General features: G+C 46.8%; 20 protein-coding genes. 11 read left to right on the top strand and 9 right to left on the bottom strand.

Translation table 11 applies throughout. The features are described 5' to 3' along the window. Positions 1-186: 186 nt before the first annotated feature. The 3 genes from F3I09_RS32930 to fusA all read left to right on the top strand — a co-directional run bounded on the left by F3I09_RS32930 (position 187) and on the right by fusA (position 4,357). Positions 187-810, top strand: coding sequence for an alpha-ketoglutarate-dependent dioxygenase AlkB (locus F3I09_RS32930; RefSeq protein WP_149699307.1), 624 nt, complete (start codon positions 187-189; stop codon positions 808-810). A 63-nt stretch (positions 811-873) separates the two neighbouring features. Beyond that, positions 874-1,617, top strand: coding sequence for a DUF434 domain-containing protein (locus tag F3I09_RS32925; protein WP_149699306.1), 744 nt, complete (start codon positions 874-876; stop codon positions 1,615-1,617). A 661-nt stretch (positions 1,618-2,278) separates the two neighbouring features. Further along, positions 2,279-4,357 carry an elongation factor G gene (fusA, locus tag F3I09_RS32920; protein WP_149699305.1) on the top strand — a complete coding sequence of 693 codons (2,079 nt, stop codon included), beginning with the start codon at positions 2,279-2,281 and terminating at the stop codon, positions 4,355-4,357. 32 nt (positions 4,358-4,389) lie between these two features. Here the strand turns inward: fusA and F3I09_RS32915 are convergent, their stop codons facing one another. Genes F3I09_RS32915 through F3I09_RS32905 form a run of 3 tightly spaced genes read right to left on the bottom strand, consistent with a single transcriptional unit; the run spans position 4,390 to position 8,187 of the window. Beyond that, the gene (locus F3I09_RS32915) at positions 4,390-5,373 is read right to left on the bottom strand and encodes a Hint domain-containing protein (protein WP_149699304.1); all 984 of its coding nucleotides are present in this window, start codon (positions 5,371-5,373) and stop codon (positions 4,390-4,392) included. Positions 5,374-5,385: 12 nt separating this feature from the next. Further along, positions 5,386-6,567, bottom strand: a complete 1,182-nt coding sequence (locus F3I09_RS32910; RefSeq protein ID WP_149699303.1) for a histidinol-phosphate transaminase — start codon at positions 6,565-6,567, stop codon at positions 5,386-5,388. A 36-nt stretch (positions 6,568-6,603) separates the two neighbouring features. Next, on the bottom strand, positions 6,604-8,187 hold the full coding sequence (locus F3I09_RS32905; protein ID WP_188134056.1) for a flavin monoamine oxidase family protein: 1,584 nt from the start codon (positions 8,185-8,187) through the stop codon (positions 6,604-6,606). A gap of 148 nt (positions 8,188-8,335) precedes the next feature. Here F3I09_RS32905 and F3I09_RS32900 point away from each other — a divergent pair, with 148 nt between their 5' ends. After that, complete coding sequence (locus F3I09_RS32900) at positions 8,336-9,307, top strand: lipopolysaccharide assembly protein LapB (protein ID WP_149699302.1); 972 nt, start codon at positions 8,336-8,338, stop codon at positions 9,305-9,307. Between the two features lie 450 nt (positions 9,308-9,757). After that, on the top strand, positions 9,758-10,261 hold the full coding sequence (locus F3I09_RS32895) for a hypothetical protein (protein WP_149699301.1): 504 nt from the start codon (positions 9,758-9,760) through the stop codon (positions 10,259-10,261). A 1-nt stretch (position 10,262) separates the two neighbouring features. On the opposite strand, the gene F3I09_RS32890 is transcribed toward F3I09_RS32895, so the two are convergent. Next, on the bottom strand, positions 10,263-12,518 hold the full coding sequence (locus F3I09_RS32890) for a T9SS type A sorting domain-containing protein (RefSeq protein ID WP_149699300.1): 2,256 nt from the start codon (positions 12,516-12,518) through the stop codon (positions 10,263-10,265). A 121-nt stretch (positions 12,519-12,639) separates the two neighbouring features. Between F3I09_RS32890 and F3I09_RS32885 the strand changes: the two genes are divergently transcribed. Together F3I09_RS32885 and F3I09_RS32880 are read left to right on the top strand one after the other, a co-directional pair. Then, positions 12,640-13,299, top strand: coding sequence for a hypothetical protein (locus F3I09_RS32885; protein ID WP_149699299.1), 660 nt, complete (start codon positions 12,640-12,642; stop codon positions 13,297-13,299). Positions 13,300-13,380: 81 nt separating this feature from the next. After that, positions 13,381-14,034, top strand: a complete 654-nt coding sequence (locus F3I09_RS32880; protein ID WP_149699298.1) for a hypothetical protein — start codon at positions 13,381-13,383, stop codon at positions 14,032-14,034. 4 nt (positions 14,035-14,038) lie between these two features. On the opposite strand, the gene F3I09_RS32875 is transcribed toward F3I09_RS32880, so the two are convergent. Genes F3I09_RS32875 through F3I09_RS32855 form a run of 5 tightly spaced genes read right to left on the bottom strand, consistent with a single transcriptional unit; the run spans position 14,039 to position 17,483 of the window. Further along, positions 14,039-14,770 carry a metallophosphoesterase family protein gene (locus F3I09_RS32875; RefSeq protein ID WP_149699297.1) on the bottom strand — a complete coding sequence of 244 codons (732 nt, stop codon included), beginning with the start codon at positions 14,768-14,770 and terminating at the stop codon, positions 14,039-14,041. Continuing rightward, a complete protein-coding gene (locus F3I09_RS32870) occupies positions 14,770-15,699 on the bottom strand; it encodes an ADP-ribosylglycohydrolase family protein (RefSeq protein ID WP_149699296.1) in 930 nt (309 codons plus the stop codon). The genes F3I09_RS32875 and F3I09_RS32870 overlap by 1 nt, the downstream gene beginning before the upstream one ends. A 9-nt stretch (positions 15,700-15,708) precedes the next feature. Then, positions 15,709-16,251, bottom strand: coding sequence for an RNA 2'-phosphotransferase (locus F3I09_RS32865; protein ID WP_149699295.1), 543 nt, complete (start codon positions 16,249-16,251; stop codon positions 15,709-15,711). A gap of 5 nt (positions 16,252-16,256) precedes the next feature. Next, positions 16,257-16,802 (bottom strand): NADAR family protein, encoded by a 546-nt coding sequence (locus tag F3I09_RS32860; RefSeq protein ID WP_149699294.1) that lies wholly within the window; start codon positions 16,800-16,802, stop codon positions 16,257-16,259. 3 nt (positions 16,803-16,805) lie between these two features. After that, positions 16,806-17,483, bottom strand: a complete 678-nt coding sequence (locus tag F3I09_RS32855; protein ID WP_149699293.1) for an NUDIX domain-containing protein — start codon at positions 17,481-17,483, stop codon at positions 16,806-16,808. Between the two features lie 350 nt (positions 17,484-17,833). On the opposite strand from F3I09_RS32855, the gene F3I09_RS32850 reads away from it, so the two are divergent. The 4 genes from F3I09_RS32850 to F3I09_RS32835 all read left to right on the top strand — a co-directional run bounded on the left by F3I09_RS32850 (position 17,834) and on the right by F3I09_RS32835 (position 20,884). Further along, positions 17,834-18,097 (top strand): DUF6520 family protein, encoded by a 264-nt coding sequence (locus F3I09_RS32850; RefSeq protein ID WP_223233459.1) that lies wholly within the window; start codon positions 17,834-17,836, stop codon positions 18,095-18,097. Positions 18,098-18,273: 176 nt separating this feature from the next. Beyond that, a complete protein-coding gene (locus tag F3I09_RS32845) occupies positions 18,274-19,110 on the top strand; it encodes a hypothetical protein (RefSeq protein WP_149699292.1) in 837 nt (278 codons plus the stop codon). 298 nt (positions 19,111-19,408) lie between these two features. Continuing rightward, positions 19,409-19,906, top strand: a complete 498-nt coding sequence (locus F3I09_RS32840; RefSeq protein ID WP_149699291.1) for a hypothetical protein — start codon at positions 19,409-19,411, stop codon at positions 19,904-19,906. Between the two features lie 12 nt (positions 19,907-19,918). After that, the gene (locus F3I09_RS32835) at positions 19,919-20,884 is read left to right on the top strand and encodes an HTTM domain-containing protein (protein ID WP_149699290.1); all 966 of its coding nucleotides are present in this window, start codon (positions 19,919-19,921) and stop codon (positions 20,882-20,884) included. Positions 20,885-20,895: the final 11 nt, after the last annotated feature.

The raw sequence follows: 20,895 nt of genomic DNA, 5'->3' as shown, positions 1-20,895 counted from the left end.
TTTTAGATATTCCAGGCCGATACCAGCGGACGAACAAGGGACGAAGAAGCGACGAATCTCCGACGGCAAAGCGACGGCGAAATAGATAGTGTCAAACTGGCATAAAAGTTTGCTTATTTCAGCATGACTGATATTGAAATGCTAAAAATTTTAGTATTTCAGCCTTGTTTGCTATCTTTGTGCTCTATGCAACTTTTTGATGATTGTGACCTGTTTGATGAGGGGACAAGGCGTTATGTAGATTTTCACCTACCAGGTACAGAGCTGAGGCTTTGGGAACAATTTTTCACTAAAGCGGAATCAGATAGATACTTCAAAATACTCAAAGACACCACCCCCTGGCAACAGCGAACCCGGAAAATGTATGACAGGATCCTGCCGGATCCCCGTTTAACCGCCTATTACGGAGGAACGAAAGGCCTGGAATGGACTGCCGACCTGTTGGCAATCAAGGCCAAAGTAGAAGCCGGGTGCGGTATCGAATTTGACAGGGTATTGCTGAACTATTACCGGGATGGAAATGATTCCGTGTCCTGGCATAGCGATACTTTACCCGCAGATGGCAGGCACCATCCTATCGGCTCTGTTACCTTCGGAGAAACCAGGCTCTTTAAGGTAAGACCCAGGAACCATGTAGGAGTTGCCCTCCTGGACATCCCCTTAACCCATGGCAGTTTCCTGTTAATGGGAGAAACCATGCAGGACCTTTACGAACATCATATCCCTAAAACTTCCAGAAAGATCGGGGCGCGTATCAACCTCACATTCCGTATATCTGAGCCAGGAAAACCTGTTTATTACGTTAGTTAACTATGTAGGCTATAAATTTGAGGAAAATGCCTTATCTGGCGCCTTAAATTATTACTCCCTGCTATGGACAATAACGATCTGCAAACGGAAAGAAATCAGGAAAAACATCCGGAAGACAATACATTATTCGGGACCACTGCTGCAAAAGATACCCTACGGCAGGGCCTGGAAGATATGTTTTATCTTCTCAGCAGGGACTATCCACCTAAGGCTTCACTGGCCCTGGTGGGCAACAGATATAATCTGATCAAACGGCAATTGCTGGCTTTGCAGGGAATGAGCTGCTCCAGTCAACAGTTTCAGCAGCGGAAAAATAAGGAACTGCTTCCTGAGGCGTTAAAAAACAAGACGATCTATATAGACGGCTTTAACCTGTTGATACTGTTGGAAACAGTCCATTCCGGTGGTTTTGTATTTAAAGGATTGGACGGATGTTATCGTGATATCTCATCCGTTCATGGAACCTATAAAATGATGAATCAAACCGGAGAGGTACTGGTGTCGATAGGTGATGTGCTGCGCAGGCTGGAAGTGGAAAAAGTGATCTGGATCTTCGATGCGCCCATTTCCAACAGCGGAAAGTTGAAAAGCTTTTGTTATGAACTGGCGGAAAAACATCAATTCTCCTGGGAGATATATCTTGAAAATTCTCCCGATAAATTCCTGATAGGCGGAGATAAAATAGTTTGCAGTTCAGATGCCTGGATATTGGATGAATGTGCGGCATGGTTTAATCTGGGGGCATGGATCATCCATAATGAAAAGGACAGAAGGTTAAATATTGTTGATTGTCAATTACAGTTGTAGGTATCAGGAATCAATCCGGTGAACGGAGATGTTCTTGTAATTCTTCAAATTACAGTTGCAGACAGCAGGGATCCGATGAGCAGAGATATTCTTACAATCATTCAAATGTAATTGAAGCTTAGTACAGCGATATGCGGGTTGTTTTTTATATCGAAATTCTTCGTACATTTGTATGCGAATTTTAAAAGCATTAATCACAATGACAAACATTCTTTCATATCAATCAGCGTTCAACGCAAGTGCTGCTATCAGGGCAGTAATTGCAAGCACCTGCATTGTCTTAATTAAAGACGGGGAGGCAGATCCTTGCCCGGATATGAGAGGTTAATTATTGTGTCTGGATATTCTTCAGAGGCCTCTTCATCCGAAGGGGCCTTTTTATTTGTCTCCCCCCGCATCTTCAATCAAGAACGTTTAGTTATATGCCTTCTGCAGTTACATAAAACTGCTACATGGGATACGTATATCAACTAACTAAGCAACATTGTATTTCAACTAAATTTTATAATAACATTTATAACAGGCAATATGATAGCTATTATCAAAACATTGACAATATTCTTTACACGGCATGTCCGGTAACGTATAGTGCTATGCATATTGCAGCGAGCCTTCCGTTACCAGAGCGGAAGGCTTTTTTATTGCTTTAAAATCATTAGAAATGAAACGACAGGAACAATTCAGAAATATAGGGATCATGGCGCATGTGGATGCCGGTAAAACCACCGTTACAGAACGCATGCTTTATTATACAGGACTTACACATAAGTTAGGTAGTGTTGATGAAGGAAATACCGTCATGGATAGCGATCCGCAGGAAGAAAAACGTGGTATCACCATCTCCTCTGCGGCTATCACTACCTGGTGGCAACTCGATAGTAATAAATACCAGGTGAATATTATAGATACGCCGGGACACGTAGATTTCACTGCGGAAGTAGAACGTTCCCTGCGTGTGCTGGACGGCGCTATCGCGGTATTCTGCGCGAAGTCGGGTGTACAGCCGCAGTCTGAAACGGTGTGGCAACAAGCCAACCGTTATCATGTGCCACGTATTGTAATGATCAATAAGATGGACAGACAAGGTGCTGACTTCCGCCGTGTGGTGAAAGAGATCCGTGATGTATTACATACGAATGCGGTGCCCGTGCAATTGCCTATTGGTGCGGAAGATGCCTTCTCCGGTGTGATTGACCTGATCACGATGAAGGCTTATGTATGGGATAGTCAGGATGGTAAAACATATACTGTTACTGATATTCCTGCGGATATGCTGGTGGAAGCGGTACAGGCGCGTATTAACCTGCTGGAAGAACTGTCATTATATGATGAGGGCATTTTTGAAAGCTATACCACTGATCCTGCTACAGTAGCTGCAGAAGAGATCTACCGTGCCTTGCGTAATGCAACCTTACAGATGCAGGTCGTCCCTGTGCTTGCAGGCGCTGCTTACCGCAATAAAGGTGTACAGCCTTTGCTGGATGCTGTAGTACGCTATCTGCCTGCTCCAATTGATGTGCAGGAAATACATGCAACCAATGCGGAAACAGAAGAAAGTCTGCAGATCGCCACTACGGAGGAAAGTCCGTTTGCTGCGCTGGCCTTCAAGATCATCTCTGACGATTACGCAGGTAAGCTGACCTTTGTTAGAGTATATGCCGGTGCTTTACGTACGGGTGATGCCGTATGGAATGGCCGTACCGGTAAGAAGGTACGTATCAGTCGTCTGATGCGTATCATGTCTGACAAATATGAAACCGCAGATGTGATCACCGCTGGCGATATCGGCGCTGTGGTTGGATTGAAGGATGTGCGTACCGGCGATACGCTGTCCGACCCGGACAGACCTGTATTGCTTGAAAAGATCAGCTTCCCTGAACCGATGATGGGTTATGCCATCGAGGCGAAGGTGGCCAAGGATGTGAACAGACTGGGTGAAGCACTCGCAAAGCTGGTCGAAGAAGATCCGACCTTGTCTGTAACGGTGGATGCTGCCTCCGGCCAGACCATCCTCAAAGGAATGGGTGAGCTACATCTGGAAGTTGTAATGGAGAAACTGGCCACGAATTACCAGTTGGAGATCAATAAAGGACAACCACAGATCGCTTACAAGGAAGTATTCACCAAAGCTGTGCAACACAAAGAAGTGTATAAGAAACAGAATGGTGGGTCAGGTAACTTTGCTGAGATCGTGTTTGAACTGTCTCCGCGTGAAGACGGCCAGCCCGGTCTGGAGTTTGTCAATGAAGTAACCGGTGGCGCCATCCCTCGTGAGTTCATCCCTTCTGTGAAGAAAGGTTTTGAAGAAGCGATGCAGAATGGAGTACTGGCTGGTTATCCTGTGCAATCCATGCGGGTGCGTTTATTGGATGGCGACATTCACGAGAAAGACTCTCATGCGCTGGACTTTGAACATGCTGCCCTAATGGGATTCCGTGTGGCAGCTGCGAAAGCGGCTCCCCGTTTACTGGAACCTTTCATGAGTGTGGAAGTGACCTTGCCGGAAGAACATACCGGCGCTATTACGGGCGACCTGAACCGGCGCCGTGGTGTGATCAGAGGAATGGAAATGAAGGCAAGTGCCCAGTATATCAGGGCGGAAGTACCCTTGTCAGATCTGTTTGGATATGTGACTACATTACGCACCCTTTCTTCGGGAAGAGCTGCTGCATCTGTCACCTTCCAGGATTATCAGCTGGTGCCTAACAGTATCGCCAGTAAAGTGCTGGTGGAACACTAATAAAGAAAGAAGGGGGCAATCGCCCCCTTTTCCTATTTCTGTAATACCATGATATTGTTCATCATAAAGGCGTCTCCGCCTTCTGCTACGATGTTGTAGACGGCCTGCTTACCTCCGGCAGCTTCGGTTTTATTTACAACAGTATATGTGACGAGTGTTTTGGTGTGTTCATCCATGCAAAGCAGCTGATCGCCTGCTATAACGGTACCCATCTGCTTTTTACCTGCAATGGTCAGCACCGGATGATTCGGCGTTGCCTGTAATACCTTACCCGATAAGGTCACCACATGTGTGCCTGCCTCTTCCTGTTCTGTGGCGTGCATCACCAGCAAGCGGGTAATGGCATAGTTCTCAGCAGTATGTTTTACCAGCTCTTTTACGCGAATGGTACTGGTCTGGTGAGTAGCTGCATCGGGACTGATGATCTCATCACCCGGATGGATATCACGCAATTCCTTCTGTGTACCATTGGCCAATGTCACCAGCTGGTCGCCCGGGAAACAGATATCCGTACCATAAGTGCCGGCTTCTTCTTTCACATTCTTGCCTGCATTCATGGCCCTGTATAACTGGTAGCTGAATTCTTTTGATAATACATAGGATAGTTTCAGCACATAGTTCTTCTCTACTTTATCAATGGCATGAATATCTTCAAAGTATTGGTTCCAGATATCGGCATTGCTGTTGAACAGCGGCATCACAGCTGTATACAGCTTGCCGCTCTCATTTGTGTAAAAGATCACAGTGGCAATGTCCTGCATACTGTCTTTTGCTACCAGCCGGTAGAGGTCTATTCTTTTTTTCTGACCATCATCGCCGGTAATGAAATATGGCTTCCGCATTTCATAGCGGTCCAGTATATAAGCATTGTTGAACTTTACGTAGGTGTCATTGTCCAGGTCTTTCACTGTAAAGGTCTTGGCTTTTACATATTCCGCAGTGGTGATCGGGCGCGATTGCGCCATCACCTGCAATATGCAAACAGCAGATAGTAATGTCAGCAGATATTTTTTCATACAGTCTGTTAGTTAAGATAATTCCTTGAATGCAGCAGCGAATGCCTGCATTTCATCCATACGTCCGATGCTGATCCTGCACCAGTCCTGGTTGTTCATTTTCCAGTTACGCAAGCCTACACTCCGTTTCAACATCTCTTCAGTAAAGCGTTCTCCATCCATTTTTAGCGGGAACATAACGAAGTTTGTGTAAGACGGAATATAGCTGTAGCCTTCCGCTTTCAGCGTGTCATACAGGAACTGTTTACTCTCCATTGTCTTCTTCACTATTTCCTGCATATAGGGTTGATCCTGGTAACTGGCCAGTGCACCGCTGATAGCTGGGGCTGAGAGCGCAGCCCAGCTACAGGATGTATGCGGCTGCAGCTTCGCTATAGTTGCCGGCTGCGCCACAATATAACCTATGCGCAGGCCTGCCAGTCCGTATACTTTTGAAAAGGTACGTGCTACAATGATGTTCTGTCCTTTCTTCACACTACTGATCAATGTAGTAGCTGCAGCATCCGGCAGATAATCAATGTATGCCTCGTCCACAAATACTGTCACTTTCTGCGACACTCTTTCACAGAATGCTTTCAGCTTGTCTTTATCTACAATTGTGCCTGTCGGATTGTTGGGATTGCAGATGTACACCAGTTTGGTTTCCGGCGTGATCGCTTTTTCCATAGCATCCAGGTCATGTGTGTATTCTTTGGTCAGGGGGACTTTGATCCATTTGGCGCTCACCTTTTCGCAGCGGTTCGGGAGGTCGTCGTAGGTAGGATCTGCAGTAACAATATTACCCCCCTCCTTGCACAGGCTCACGGCGGTGCCTAATAGCAGGGGAGAAGATCCTGAACTGATCATCAGCATTTCAGGCGTGATACCCTCATACGCGCAGATCTTCTCTTCCAGTTCCGGTATCAATCTGATGGGGTACTGGTAGCTGGTCAGCATGCTATCCATAATGGCCTTTTTTGCATTAGCGGAAGGGCCGAAAGGATTCTCGTTGGCAAACAGTCTGGCTTTTAAGTTGACAGGCAGTTTTGGGCCGATAGCAAGGTCATTGGCGTAGGCAGTGCTATTGCTGGCGACAGGAACGACAGGTGCTGCCTGCAGGCGACTGAGGGCCGGAGGAAGCATTGTCAGTCCTCCGGTAAACAGGGCTGTGGTCTTCAGCCAGTTGCGCCTGTTCATGGAGTTGGTGGTACTCATAGCAATTCGTTTTGGTTGTAAAAAATGTCTATTGCATTAACTGCCTGTGGCAGTGGGATAAGTGATATGTTGATCTGTTACCCTGGCATGAATGTCAGCTACCGTTCTTCTTGCCGATTCAAAAGCGCCGGCCATCCAGGCATTCAGGTAGGTAGTATGTTCACCCGCGAAGTATACCTGTTTGTCTGGTTGTAATAAACGCTTGTAGAATGTCTGCCTGGTGGCGCCTGTGTACAATCCCCAGCCTCCCATGCTGTATGGCGTCTTATGCCAGCTCACGGAGAAAGATGTTTCAAACTCCTTCATATATTGCGGATGTATCAGGCTGCCTTTCTCCAGCGCCAGTTTCTCCCGTTCTGCATGTGTAAGATTGCCTGTCCGTTTCGCTTTCTCATTAAAATTGTAATAGCCCAGCAGGATACCTTTTTTACTGAGATAGTCGTAAGAAGGATAGAAGATCTGTGTCAGCTCGTTATTGGTATGGGTGATGCCGCCAAAGATCTGCTCATCTTCTTCCCAAAACCTTCTCTTAAACTGTAAACCGATCTTTCCCGTGATCATATAAGGTACATTGTCAATGGCGCGGCTCACATCGGAAGAGAAGTTATGCTGGATATTGCTCAATACAGGCAATGGCAACGTACAAATGCAAAGGTCGGCCTGCAGCTCATTGCTGCCCTTCTTGTCTTTATAGATGACCTTCACGCCTTCCGGCTGATTGAGAATATCCGTTACCTCACATCCGAAGCGGATCATCTTACCTACCCGTTGTTCAAAAGCTTTTGCAATGTTGTCCATACCGCCGATGGCCTGGAACATGGTCATCTGTAACTCATACGTATATTCCGCCACATTGTAGAAGTCGGGATCTGCCAGGCCGGAGGAAATGATATCTGCCAGCCGGTGAGGATCGCCTATCTTACCTGGTTTATCACCAGCTCCGGGGGATTCAACAAATCCACGTCTGTCAGATGCTTTATACAGCTTGTCAATATCCAACCCGCCTTCTGCCCTGAGATACTCCAGTATCTTCTGTGTATCTTCTTTAGTCAGGGCAGTATCAATCTTCTGTTGATCAATGGCTTTGGCCAGCAATTCGCTCGTATAGCCACGCATGTCATTATGGACCTCTCTGGCCCTGATCTTTTTATTGGAAAGAGGCCCCTTGCCTTCACTGAAGAAATAAGTAGCCTCGTTTACATTATTGTATACCTGTATGGGCACACCCAGTTCCCGGCAATAGTGCATGGTCAGCTCATGATGATGCGGAATGCGGGACGGGCCTGCATTGAAGTACTGGTCATTGTCGAAAGCGGCCGTCTGCGGAACGATATCTGTTTCATGATGAACGGTACCCTTACGGATACTCCAACATCTTCCACCGGCTCTGTTACGTGCCTCCAGGATGGTACACTGATATCCAAGCTTTGTTAACTCGTAAGCGGCTGTCAGGCCTGCCAGTCCTGCACCGAGAATAATGATACGTTTACCGTTTCCGTTACCCTGCAGGTCGAAGGCATGGGCGGGGGCTCGTTGTAACATTCCCAGGGCAAGCATAGCGGGATAGGCAGCAGCCACTTTCCCCGTCTGGGATAAGAATGCTCTTCTTGAAATTGACATTTGGTTGATATATAATAAATCCTGAATACTTCGCTTCCTATTGTAAATTAGAAATAATTGGCGACTGTTCCCTGTAATTTATTCAAATGGTATTATAAATAATATGTATATAATTTGTATATCTTGCGGAACAATCAGTTTTTCGGATATGGGCTTTTTCGCTAATTTATTTGGCCTTAGAAACAATAAGAATGGGCAGGCCGCTCCTGCTCCGGCATTGACAGACATCGAATTATTTGATAAAGAATTCCTGGCAGCAGCTGCACGTTATACCAGCAGACCCAAAGAAGAGATGAGTATGAGGGTCCGCTCGGAAGAAACTAATGAAGTGATCCCTTTTGCCATCGCGTTTCCTGAGGACTTTGAAACCTGGAAAGAAGTAAAGTCCATATGGGACAGAAGAGGGATCATATATAAGATCCTGGATAATTCCATCGGTGAATCCATGAAACTCTGGCAGGTAATAGAGCGTTACAACATAGACCGTTATCCTGAGCATGCTTTAAAGATTGCCGCCGAACATGCTACGGGGCCAGATCTTACCGATGCCAATTTTCATATGGCAGTGGCCAGGTCTTATTTTATCCTCACCAAATACAAAGAGGCGGAAGAGCGTGCCGAGAAAGCCCTGCACCTGGTACCTAATCATCTGAAAGCAAAGATCCTGCTGGGGGATATCTGGCATTATACACATAAAGAGGAACGCGCACACGAATTATATAACGATGTACTGCGTATCAGGCTTTTTAATGATAACCGGAAGTCGCTGAGCATTTCAGAGCTGGTCAACTTCGAACATGACCTGTTGCATTCTCCCGTATATGCCATCGCGTTGCTAAAATCAGAACCCGCTATTACCGAAGCCACCTGGGACACCATCGCGGGAGAGTTCTATCATTACCCGCATTTCAGGGCCGCACATGCCTATTATCTGATCCAGAAAGGCGAACACATGAAAGGGTTCGCGAAGCTGATGGTACTGAGCAAGGAAATGCCCTGGTTCAAAGACGGTGTGATCAACAGCTATAGCCTGATGCAACAATTAGGATTGGAACCCCAGATGGGAGCAGATAAAGCCCGCCTTGAGGATATTATCCGCCGTGAACACTGGACGGTGTGAGAACATAAACAACGATATTTTGGGGGCCTAGGGTGTTACCGGGCCACCGTACCATACAGGCCATCGTACCATATGTGCCGGATTTATCCGCACGTCATTTGCGAGGGGCCTAGGGGTGTTACCAGGCCACCGTACCCCGGGTTGCACCCGGGGCTACAAACACAAGGCTCCTCCGGAGCCTATCGGCATTTTGTTAAATACATTATATATCACGATTGATTCCTGAATATTTTAATTCATAAATCCAATTGGGTGTCTGTTGTGCCGCTCCGCCAGGAGCGCCCGTGTTTGTAGCGCGGGGTGCAACCCCGGGGAATATATCATATTCCCACGGGAACATATCTCATGCAACCCCGGGTAACGTGTTATGTGTCCCCCAGTGAAAAAGATCGGAGGCGCCGGAGGACAGCAGAATCATACACGATAAATGAATTATCGTAACTTTCCCTCATGAAGATGCGTAAATATCTGCAGGAAGGAAAGTCTGAAAATTACCAGGATGCTGAAGACAAACAACTGTTGAAGGCAGGTGAAGTGGCCACTTTGCTATCGAGGAAATTCAGTACTAAGATCAGTGCAAAGGAAATTGAGCCTTTTGCTTCGGAATGGCATCATGCAGGGGTATTCAAAAGTGGCAATGGATTAAAAGGCCGTCGCGTTTACTTCTTCAAAGAAGCGGATGTTGATAAGATCACGTTGGAAAAAATCCTGGAGAACAGGGCTAAAGCTGCACAGAAGGCAGCGCCTGATCATCGTATTGTGCAGGGTTGGTATCCGCAATATTTCAGGATGACAGATCCTGTAACCCGTAAAACATTTTCGAAGCCTTTTGTAGGCATTTATAAAGGCCCGGCATCGAAAGCGCCTAAAGGATTTCAGGCGCTTTCGGATGAGGCTTTCGCCGTTGCCGAGCAACAACGGGGAAGAGCATTGAAGCCGGGTGAGCAACTATAGTTTATTGTTTGATGATCCTTAACGTTTCATTCTTACCATCCCTTTCCACGCTGATAAAATACACCGCCTTTACCAGTTTGGTGCAATCGACCGTCAGCTGATGCTGTCCTGCCGGATAGATTTTATTAGCTACAGTATTCACAAGCGCACCATTCGCATCAAATAACCGGACAGCTACTCTTGTTTCCTGTTTATTATAAAAGCTGATAGTAGATGTGTTCACTACAGGATTAGGATAAACACGTGCTGCTTCATTCACTGCTGTGTAGGTATCTTCTCCTTTATAAGCGACTGTACTGAGGGCACTGGCGCTACATGTACCCGCAGAAGGACTGTTGCCGGTCACTTCCAGCCAGTCTATAATTGCAAATTCAGTAGAAGAAGTAGTCTCAATCCGCACGGTATTGGTACCTGCAGCAAGCGTTGCAGTCACTGCAGCTGTAGTTGTCCATGTAGTCCAGGAACTTGTCTTGGGGAATGATACACTCGATACCGCTGTGCTGCCGTTCACCAGCAGGCGTGCAGTAGTAGAAACAGTGGAACCACCATTGGAATATCTCCATACAAAAGAATATGTTCCTGCTGATGGTACAGTAATACTATAATTCACGCCTTTCGCAGTAGCATTGGACAGGTTGATATAATATCCACCATCTGCACCACTATAACTGTTCTGGCGACTGCCATCTGCGCTGCAATAACCGCTGCTGGCTGTAGCTGCATCGTCTATGCGAAGTGTATTACCACCGCCACCGCCATTGTTAGCAGTAAAGCTGGCCGTAACAGCGATATTGGAATTAACCGTAACAGTAGTAGTGGTAGATGTGCCACTGGCTGCACCACTCCATCCTGAGAAGGTATAACCGCTGGCAGGACTTGCTGTCAGCGTGACTGCGGTACCTGCGTTGTAAGAAGATGCATTGGGATTCGCAGTTACAGTGCCACCAGCAGCCGGCGACGCCGTGATGCTAAGTGTATATGTGCTCGGATTACTGGTGCTGCCTGATTCACGTGCGCCTATGTCAGGAGCGGAGCCTGTATAAGTGATGCCGGGAGCTGTTACACCGGTGTTAATCAGATCACTGCCGCTTGCCAGGGCCAGGAAGTTACCCAGATTAGGGCTACCGTCAGCGTTCTTACCAACATTGGGCGTCGTGGAAATAAAGTCTGCACTGCTGACTACCAGGCTGCCGCTGTTGGTGCTGACGTTGTTCTTCCACCATACATTGCTGGAGCCAACTTCAGTACCGATGGATTTGTCGCTGGAACCGGCGTTAAAAGACAGGTTATTCCTGTAAGTAGCAGTACTACCATCCCTGAAATTGAAATTGGATGCTGCGTTGTTGTAACTGGTGTTGTTGGATACTTCAATATTACCGGGGTTGTTGTTGTCAGTAATACCATGATGGCCGTTGTTGAAAGCCACGCAGCGACGTATAATGTGATTGACAGCAATGCCTGAACCGCCCAGTTTAAAGCCATTCTTGTCGCCATTACCGGAAGTACTGCCGCTGCTGAGTGTACCATTACCATATGATACGCAGTTTTCCAGTGTCACGACGCCAATAGGGCCTGTATCAGTTTTGGCATAAAGATCCCATCCGTCATCAATGTTGTTGTGGGAAATACAACCTCTGAATACATTCCCTGTGCCGCAGGTGAGTTTAGCCGCAAATCCGTCAGCATCTTCATTATCCGGATCCTGGTTGTCAAATGCCTCACAGTTCAGGATAAGATTGTTGGACGGCCAGGAACTGATAGTAGTGTTGGATGTTACATAACGGCTAAGCTGCAGGCCGCTGTCATGGTTTTTGCTGAAAATGCATTTTTCGATGATGTTGTTATTGCCTGCCAGTAACATTCCATTATCACCAGCACCTGTGATGGTAATACCGGTGAAATGCCAGTAGTCGCCATCCAGCACCAGTCCGCGGTTTGCGTCTGCAACGGCCTGTCCGGAAAAGTCAAGCACAGGTACTTCACTGCTATACGCTACAACGTTCTTGTTGGCTGACGAAGTGCCATTGTTGGTAGCCGTAATGATAACAGATGCAGAAAAACTGTAAGTGCCTCCTCTCAGATAAATAGTGCCGCCTGCAGGAATTGTAGCCAGTGCATTGGCGAGTGTTGTGGGAGCATTGATATTTGTACCTGGGTTAGACGCTGAGCCGCCAGGGGCCACATACAGCGGGGTTTGTGCATAAGACATACCTCCTCCCAGAAGGCATGTACATGCCAGTAGTATTAGTGTTTTCATAACGGGGGATTTATTTGTTACTGAAATTACAGGATTTGATACGTGAGCGATCAGAAGGCGGCGTAAATATTTACGCAAACGTTCCCACTCTAAATTGGACAAAAATTTATACTTTAGTTTTATGTACAAAGCCCTACACGCCCTATTACTGGTTTTAACTGCATCATGCAGTGCAATAGAAAAGAATCAGCAAACGACCGTTCAGGATACTTCCACGGCTAATTATGATACGATAGCTCCCGGCCATTATCCGCCGGCTCAAAGCAGCTACGAAGCAACAGCAGAAAGCTCCATTGAAGCAGGTGATTCTACGCTCATTACCGGCAACTTTGACGGAGATAATATTCCCGACTCAGGATACTTTGTAGTAGTAGATAAGCATATACAGCAATTTGATCCTAAAGATTATGAGCATGGAGAGGATAATCACATGGATAGTGTTACCTATGATTATAAATTTTGTTTCAGGGGCGAAAAGCTTGGGACATTATCTGATCTGGGAGGAGCGGCTGTAACGCTTATCAATGAGGGAGATATTAATCATGATGGGAAAGATGAGATCTCTGTTATCCACCAATATTTGCTGACAGGAATGGGAGTACTTAACAGCTACACCTATCAGAATGGTAAATGGGAGGAAATTGCAACCTTTGAATTTGGGGGGTACTATGCTGCTTTAGACCGCATTGAAGCTGAAGGAAAGATTATTTTAAAAGATAGCACTCCTTACTTTTATGAAAATGACGATTCCCCGGGAGACAAGTTGGTAATGCACAAATGATCACTAAAACATTGAGAACTATAGTAATTGTTTGAGAAAGCGTAAATAAAGTAATACTTTAGTATCAAGAATTCATGTGAGATGCAAAAGTCCCTTTATGCCTTATGTCTCTTTTTGTTGCCGGCATGCTATTCCACTATAGAGTCTCCTAAAGAAAAAGAAGCAACCACTGGCATGAATAATACAGTAGAACCTGCCATCGATACCGGTGTCATGATACTTTCGTCTCCGCCGGAGGACGCGCAGATCATTCCCGATACTGTCCGTGTAGAAGGGCATTTCGATGAAAACACCAGCCGGGACGTTGGGTATGGTGTGTTTTTCGGCAGGATCAATAGTGACAAACCGCATGAGGAAGGGGCGGAAGTAACAAGCGAAACACAGTATATTGTCCGGTTCCAGGATAACAAGATAAGACCAATGCCGGTAGTAATAGGCAGGCATATCAGATTGGTGAATGAAGGAGATCTGAATGGGGATGGGGAAGATGATATCTCGATCTTCGTACAATCTATGCACGCCTGCATGTATACAGCCAGCACATGGTCTTATATGGCAGGCAGATGGACGAGAATCACCGATTACTGGGATATCCCCACTGCCTGCGACTATCTTAGTGATGAAGACCTTGAGCACAGGATCGAAATGGAAGACGGTGTGCTTTACTATTATGAAACTGACATCAATGATAAGGATCTCCCATTGGTGAAAAAAGAATTAACCTTATTGAAATAATTGCTTAACGGTTCCTTCCTTTTTCGTTTGGATATAATTGCTGTACAGGATCACTCTGCCAATACTTTTTTGTACTAATATCCATTGCCGTCAGCTTGCCATAAAAGGCCGCACCCGTATCTACATTCCACACATTACAACCATTCATTGGTACATCTACATCATAGTTGATGGTAGGAGTATGACCAATAAAGATCTCATTGAAGACTAACAATCTTTTAGGGAATAACTTGGAGTCTCTTTTGATACGTTTATCCATCGTGATAGCCATTTCCCAAAGGGTCCTGTCCCAGTGATAACTCGTGTCATATCTCTCCATAGCAGGGCCATGCATGGAAGTAAAGCCCGCATGTATGAACAACCTGTTTTCCGAATCGATGACATAATCTTTCATCCGGTTATAAAAGATGATATGACCATTCTTCTGAGATTGGCTATAACCTTCATAGCTGGCCACCGTTTCTCTTCCTCCATTGAACTGCCAGGTCTGATCAGGGAATCCTCCCATTAACCATGACTCGCACCAGGCATCATGATTACCTTTGATGAATATGCAATGGTATTGTTTTTCCAGTTGCATGAGGTAATCGATGACCTGTGCAGATTGTGACCAGCCATCCACATAGTCGCCCAGGAAAATGAGCTGATCATCCGCTTTCAGCTTGACCCTTTCAAGCACCTGTTCCAATGCTTTCAGTGCGCCATGTATATCCCCAATTACAAACGTCCGCGCCATTACCTGTAAATTTTGGCCTGCAAGTTAACAATCAACTGTTCAATTGCATCTCTTTTGGCCAAAACATTTAGCCAGTCAGCCGGAATTGTTTCCCAACCGTAGAGCAATCCTGCCAATCCGCCGGTCACGGCTGCTGTCGTGTCCGTATCATCTCCGAGGTTTACAGCCTGTAGTACAGCTTCGCTGTAGGAGTTGGTATTAAGCAGGCACCAGATAGCAGCTTCCAGTGTACGTAGTACATATCCGGAGCCATGAATTTTTTCTATGGGGAACTGTGGCAGATGCCCGGAAAGTATATCACTGAAATAAGATGCTTCCCCGTTCTGCAGAAAATCCGGCAACGTGAAACAGACCGTCTCATATGCGGCTGCTTTAGACTGCCCCTTCAGGATAGCCAGGGCCAGTTCCAGGTAAATAAAGCAGGCGTTGACAGACCGCAGATGGGCATGTGTAAGGGATGATACTTCCTGTACATGTTTGAAGCGTTCCTCTATGGGCATGTCTTTTATATAAAAAAGCAATGGCAGGATGCGCATCAGGGAACCGTTACCATTGCTGCCTTCTGTTATGCCACCGGCAAGGGTGGGAGAGGTACCGGTTTGCAACCGTGTAATGGCTTCTGCTGTGGCGATGCCAATATCGAATACATCTCCATGGGGTGTCCAGTAACTGTAATTCTTCCAGTTAACAAAGCGGTTAGCCAGGTTTTGCAGATCATACCCTTTGCATAACATCTCCGCGAGACAAAAGGTAAGAGAGCTGTCATCGGACCAGGTGCCTGGTGGTTGATGATGTGTACCGTAACCTCTCATCGTGGTGACTGGATCGCGAAGTAGAGAGCTCCTGGAGCGGAATTCCACTGGCACGCCCAATGCATCGCCGGTGGCCACTCCCAATAGAGCATCTTTAATAAAATTTCTGTTAGCCATTAGTCTTATTTAGAAATTTATATACTTCGCCGGCACATGATCTGTCAGCCAGACACCATTGTCCGACAGGTAGAAAAGAAACCCGTCCCTATGCATTTCCCCACTGCTGATATTAAGGATCACAGGAGCGCCGCGGCGGCTGCCGACTTTAACGGCAGTTTCCCTGTCACGGCTGAGGTGCAGGTGCTGGCGGCTCATCCTTTGCAGCCCTTCTTTGCGGATGCTATCCAGGAACTTTGACACTGTTCCATGATAAAGGTATGCCGGTGGTTCCTGCGGATCCAGTCCCAGGGAAATATTCACGGAATGTCCCTGGCTGGCGCGTATTTTAACGCCGTCTTCACTGAAGGAATAACGTTGCTTGTCATCAGTCTCCACTACTTCTTCCAGTTCCTCGAAAGAGATGCGATGCCCGTTGGCATTCATTTTAGCGATCAGTTCATCTACATCTGTCCAGCCATTCTCATCGAGTGTGATGCCGATCACTTCAGGCTGATGTCGTAGGATCAGGCTCAGAAACTTGCTGATACCTTTCCTTTGTTTGTCGTTCATTGTATTTATTGTTTTAGTTGGTCCCTGACTTCCATCAGGGCATATCCGAGGAGATTATGTCCCCGCCATAGGGTTGGATTCTCTGCGTGTTCATGATTAGCCCCCATACCTATTCCCCAGATGCGGTCCAGCGGGCTTGCTTCTACGATGATGGTGTCTCCGGTACTGATCAGGAATTCTTTCATTTTGGGATATTGAGAGAATTTGAGCAGATTTCCGTTCACCACGATATTGAATTTCTTTGCATCCCAGGCGACGGGATCAAAACGCTGCACAAGCCTGCCCAGCTTTTTGGCAGCTGCGGGTGAGGGTGCCTTGAGTATTTTTTCTTCTGAGGCAGCGTCGTTGAACAGTCTTGCTTTTTCAGCCATCATCCAATGTTCTGCTGTGGGGTAAACATGTTGTTCGTCTTTAAAGGCGGCCGGCCACCACTGGCTGAAACAGCTTTTAGTGACATTGCCGGGTTCTCCTTTATGTCCCCAGAAGAAAGTGTAGGTTAACTTTTCCTTGGCCTGATATCGTTTAATCAGCCATTCGTTATTGTATTTCATGGTTTAGATGTTTATCTGGAAGCTATTCTTCTTTAGTTTTTTATTGAATTTATAGAGATCGGGGTGCCTGTTCTGGGAACCTTCCCTTTTCTTGCCGGTGTTAATAATATATTCCGAGTCGAGGATCTTCCTTCTGAAATTGCGGCGGTCAATGCTCGTATCCAGTATGCACTCATATAGTTCATGCAACTCCGGCATCGTGAACAGATCATCCAGTAACTCAAACCCCACAGGGAAATAGGTGATCTTAGAACGTAAGCGCTGGAGTGCCTGCTGGAATATAATGTCATGGTCAAATCCCAATGCAGGTAACTCATTGATGTTGAACCAGCTGACGTCATTGGCCATGCTGCCGGCGGCAATCGCCACCCTGGCGGGATTGACGAGTGCATAGTGGGCGACTGATATCGCCCGGCCGCGGGGATCGCGGTCTGGTTCATCGAAAGAGTATAACTGTTCCAAGTAGACATCATCCATACCCAGCTTGGTTTTCAGCACCCTTGAACAGGTATCCTTGAAACGTTCTTCCATTTGCAGGAAGGCGCCGGGAAGCACCCAGCGGTCTTTGAACGGCTCTTCCTTTCTGTTCAGGAGTAAAACGGACAGGGTTTGCTTACTGTAACCAAATACGGCCAGGTCCACTGCAAGGGAGGGGTTCTGATAACTATGAAAGGGTTTCATTTACTCTTTGTGTTAATCTGACGCAAAGATAGTAAATATTCTATTATCAATTTCACAACTGCTGTCGCGTAGCAGCAGACTATTATATCTTCGTGACTACAATAGAGGAAAGACGGCCTTTTATCATCCATGAAAATTTCGGTACCCTATTAAATGTTAACCCCGTCACGACACAAAATGTAAACCCATGAAGAGTAAAAAAGTAAAGTTCTCATTGTTAACACTGGCAAACTTCGATAAGCATAAAAGATCATCGCAAGGAAACCGATACTAAGACATTGACAGCGTTTATGCTGTTAAGATAGTCATCCTGTTGTTGCCCCCTTCACCTACAAAATCAAACCACAAAAATGAAAAATGTAAGATTCGCGTTAATGGCAGTGGCCGTTACTCTTGCCGCCGGAACAGCGGTAGCCACCAATTTGCAGAACAAGGCTGAACGTGCTGAAACCAAGTACTACAAAACCAGTACCGGCGAGTTTGCAGTAGCAGGCATTAAGGATTATGACTACGTATGTGCTTGGGACCATTTCGGTACCTGTACCTATACGTTTGACAGCGCTACCGGCACTTACAAATCAAGTGAGGCTGGTAAGATCCTGTTCCTGCGATAGAGCAGTTGAAGTAAATTATGAACAGATGAGCTGCGGATATGCGGCTCATCTGTTGGTTTTTCCATTGTTTACGTATTTATACGTAGTAAAACAGGAGTTTTTGCACTTGACGGGTGAGGTTAATTGATTGAAATTTGTGTCATCGAATTATTCATTAACCACAAACCCCAAAGAAAATGCGTAAACATCTCTTGTTTACAGGCGTGGCTGCTATAGCTACCCTGTCATTGTTTTCCTGCAAGAAAGACCAGCAGGCTACCCCTCAGTCATCTATTGGTTCCACGACAGAAACCGGTGCCAGATTGGATGGTACCGATGAACTGGATGCAATCCTGAAAGACCTTTCACCGGACACCTACCTGTTGGCTTTTGATGGATTACCAACCAACGATTACATTACCAAAGCCCGTTATGGCAGTCTGTCTGAAGAAACTCAGTTCTTTGGTCCCGGTGGCCGTCCGCCATTCCCGGAGCTGGCTAAGATCGGTTATGAAAAGATCCCCTTCCGGAAGATCTGGATCAAAACCTGTCCTACCATGATCCCCTACCTGGACATCGCTTCCCGCGCAGCAGCATTGGCACAGAAAGTGGACCCCAGACAGTTCTTTGACCTGGGCGTATATGAAGTAGGTAAAGAACAGCAACTGCTTGCCACCAAATCTTTCCTGGCTGCCGGCGCACGTTTAGTGCCCGACGTAGTGGACCAGAAAGTGATCGGACAAGCAACGCTGGCTAAATTCCGTTTGTCAATACCTGCTGGTATAATGCCTTACTTTACCCGTGGTTTCTATGGCACCGCCGATATTACCCAGGTGCCTACCACCGGCGCCCGCCTGACCATCTACAACGGTCTGAGATGGGAAGATATCCTCAGAAAAAGGTTCCCCAACCTGATCGGTTGTTTCGATCCTGAAATCCTGAAAGATATCCGCGCCAATTTCGCCCGCCTGGATACCCGCTTCGAAAAACTGAACGTAGAAGAAGTAGCTGGTGGAGCCGTAATTGGGTTCTAACATGGTTATGCATCAGAAATAGAGAAGGGCATCGGAATAATATTATTGCCGGTGCTCTTCCTGTCTCCTGATCCCGAAACGCTATAAAACTGTTTTACGACAATGCTACACATATCGCTCCGTCAGGGGCGCCGTGTTTGTAGCCCCCCGTTTTAACGGGGGGGAATGGAAATCGGAAAACCGGAACAATGGACGGGAACCGGCGAATGAAACCGTAACCCGAATGTAAACCCGACCCGACGGAATCGGCGAACGACAACACGTCATATTCATCATTAGATAAACAACGTTTATTCATATGATCACAACCAAACATCTCTGCTGGATAGGCATCGCCATCTTCCACCTGACGGTAGCAGCTTTACATGCCGCTCACCTGGAAGAATGGACAACGCATAAATCCTGGTTGTTGAAGCAGATCACAGCCTATGGCGATTATACCGGCAGCGGAAATATCTTCAGCTTTTTTGCACCCCGCATCGGCAATGAAATAGCGGTGGTATACACCCTTGCAGATGGAACAGCGCAGCGGGTAACCCGGCTGGAAAGCGACAATACTGAATGCAACCGCCGTATACAAACCATCTATAATTTTTTCAGCATAGACGAAGCCCAGTCATTGCTGGCAAAGAGTTGTGCTGCTTATATGTTACGTCAAAATCCTTCCAGCCAGATGGTCCGGGTAACCGTCATCGGCAAGAGGGTACCGGATATGGCTGCATTCCGCGCCGGCGCCACGCCAAAGTGGGAGCCATTCCTGGTGAAAGATTTTAGAAAAACAGGAACAAAGATTTAAAACGTTTCTACTATGCTTACCAATCTTAAACGTTTCTTCCTGGCTCCTTCCACGGGTGAGCCACTGGCATTTTTCAGAATAGCTATTGCCCTGCTGGGATTAGTCCAGGGCGGCTGGTTGGCAGGCAGCATTACCCTGTTGTACGGCGCCGACGGACTGGTACCCTGGTCTATCAGCAGTGGCATTGTGGACCCTTATATGCCCCAGTTATCCTGGTTGCAGCCATTGGCCAATGTGACAGGCATGGCGGCAGATACATGGGTATATATGCTGATGGGGATCTACTTATGCAGCCTGACGCTATTACTGTTGGGGAAATTCGCCCGGTATGCGGCATTTATTGCATGGGCATTACAGTTTACATTTATTAATACCGGTTTCATGGCCGCATATGGTGTAGAAACGTTTATGCATATCGCCCTGTTCTATTGTATTATCATGCCCGTGGGAGAGGTGTATTCCTGGGATACTTTTTCCCGGCATACCCAACCTGTGGCAAGTGAATGGAATACATTGTCGATCCGGGTGTTACAGCTGCACCTCTGTGTTGTATATATTGCTTCCGGTGTTGAAAAGGCCATGGGTATACAATGGTGGAATGGAGAAGCCATCTGGCAGACCCTGATGCAGGGACAGTTTGCCCGTTTTGATATGCGCTGGATGGCCAATTACCCGCTGCTGGCCAAATTGATCGGATGGGGAACGCTGGTATTGGAGATGGGGTATCCTTTCTTTATCTGGTGGCGCCGCAGCCGCCCGTATGGCTATCTGGCCATTGTGCTGATGCACCTGGGCATTGCGGTCTTTATGGGATTGCAACTATTCTCCTCTATCATGATCATTTTCAATACCGCCGCCTTTGGCTGGCCTTACCTGCAACAGACTTATCGCTCAGTTGTACAGCCCTTGCGGGAAAGGAGACGCCTGCGGAGAGCCGGACAGTTGGCTACACAGGCATTCTGGAACTATTTTGAATAGCAGGTCTGCAT

Origin of the sequence: Chitinophaga sp. CF418 (assembly GCF_900142925.1) — a bacterium.
Taxonomy (GTDB): Bacteria; Bacteroidota; Bacteroidia; order Chitinophagales; family Chitinophagaceae; genus Chitinophaga.
This window is presented reverse-complemented; position numbering and strand designations above follow the sequence as displayed.

Bases quoted from the DNA above. Each gene is read 5' to 3' on its own strand.
- F3I09_RS32930 (WP_149699307.1), top strand. From the start codon at position 187: ATGCAACTTTTTGATGATTGTGACCTGTTTGATGAGGGGACAAGGCGT.
- F3I09_RS32925 (WP_149699306.1), top strand. From the start codon at position 874: ATGGACAATAACGATCTGCAAACGGAAAGAAATCAGGAAAAACATCCG.
- fusA (WP_149699305.1), top strand. From the start codon at position 2,279: ATGAAACGACAGGAACAATTCAGAAATATAGGGATCATGGCGCATGTG.
- F3I09_RS32915 (WP_149699304.1), bottom strand. From the start codon at position 5,373: ATGAAAAAATATCTGCTGACATTACTATCTGCTGTTTGCATATTGCAG.
- F3I09_RS32910 (WP_149699303.1), bottom strand. From the start codon at position 6,567: ATGAGTACCACCAACTCCATGAACAGGCGCAACTGGCTGAAGACCACA.
- F3I09_RS32905 (WP_188134056.1), bottom strand. From the start codon at position 8,187: ATGTCAATTTCAAGAAGAGCATTCTTATCCCAGACGGGGAAAGTGGCT.
- F3I09_RS32900 (WP_149699302.1), top strand. From the start codon at position 8,336: ATGGGCTTTTTCGCTAATTTATTTGGCCTTAGAAACAATAAGAATGGG.
- F3I09_RS32895 (WP_149699301.1), top strand. From the start codon at position 9,758: ATGAAGATGCGTAAATATCTGCAGGAAGGAAAGTCTGAAAATTACCAG.
- F3I09_RS32890 (WP_149699300.1), bottom strand. From the start codon at position 12,518: ATGAAAACACTAATACTACTGGCATGTACATGCCTTCTGGGAGGAGGT.
- F3I09_RS32885 (WP_149699299.1), top strand. From the start codon at position 12,640: ATGTACAAAGCCCTACACGCCCTATTACTGGTTTTAACTGCATCATGC.
- F3I09_RS32880 (WP_149699298.1), top strand. From the start codon at position 13,381: ATGCAAAAGTCCCTTTATGCCTTATGTCTCTTTTTGTTGCCGGCATGC.
- F3I09_RS32875 (WP_149699297.1), bottom strand. From the start codon at position 14,770: ATGGCGCGGACGTTTGTAATTGGGGATATACATGGCGCACTGAAAGCA.
- F3I09_RS32870 (WP_149699296.1), bottom strand. From the start codon at position 15,699: ATGGCTAACAGAAATTTTATTAAAGATGCTCTATTGGGAGTGGCCACC.
- F3I09_RS32865 (WP_149699295.1), bottom strand. From the start codon at position 16,251: ATGAACGACAAACAAAGGAAAGGTATCAGCAAGTTTCTGAGCCTGATC.
- F3I09_RS32860 (WP_149699294.1), bottom strand. From the start codon at position 16,802: ATGAAATACAATAACGAATGGCTGATTAAACGATATCAGGCCAAGGAA.
- F3I09_RS32855 (WP_149699293.1), bottom strand. From the start codon at position 17,483: ATGAAACCCTTTCATAGTTATCAGAACCCCTCCCTTGCAGTGGACCTG.
- F3I09_RS32850 (WP_223233459.1), top strand. From the start codon at position 17,834: ATGAAAAATGTAAGATTCGCGTTAATGGCAGTGGCCGTTACTCTTGCC.
- F3I09_RS32845 (WP_149699292.1), top strand. From the start codon at position 18,274: ATGCGTAAACATCTCTTGTTTACAGGCGTGGCTGCTATAGCTACCCTG.
- F3I09_RS32840 (WP_149699291.1), top strand. From the start codon at position 19,409: ATGATCACAACCAAACATCTCTGCTGGATAGGCATCGCCATCTTCCAC.
- F3I09_RS32835 (WP_149699290.1), top strand. From the start codon at position 19,919: ATGCTTACCAATCTTAAACGTTTCTTCCTGGCTCCTTCCACGGGTGAG.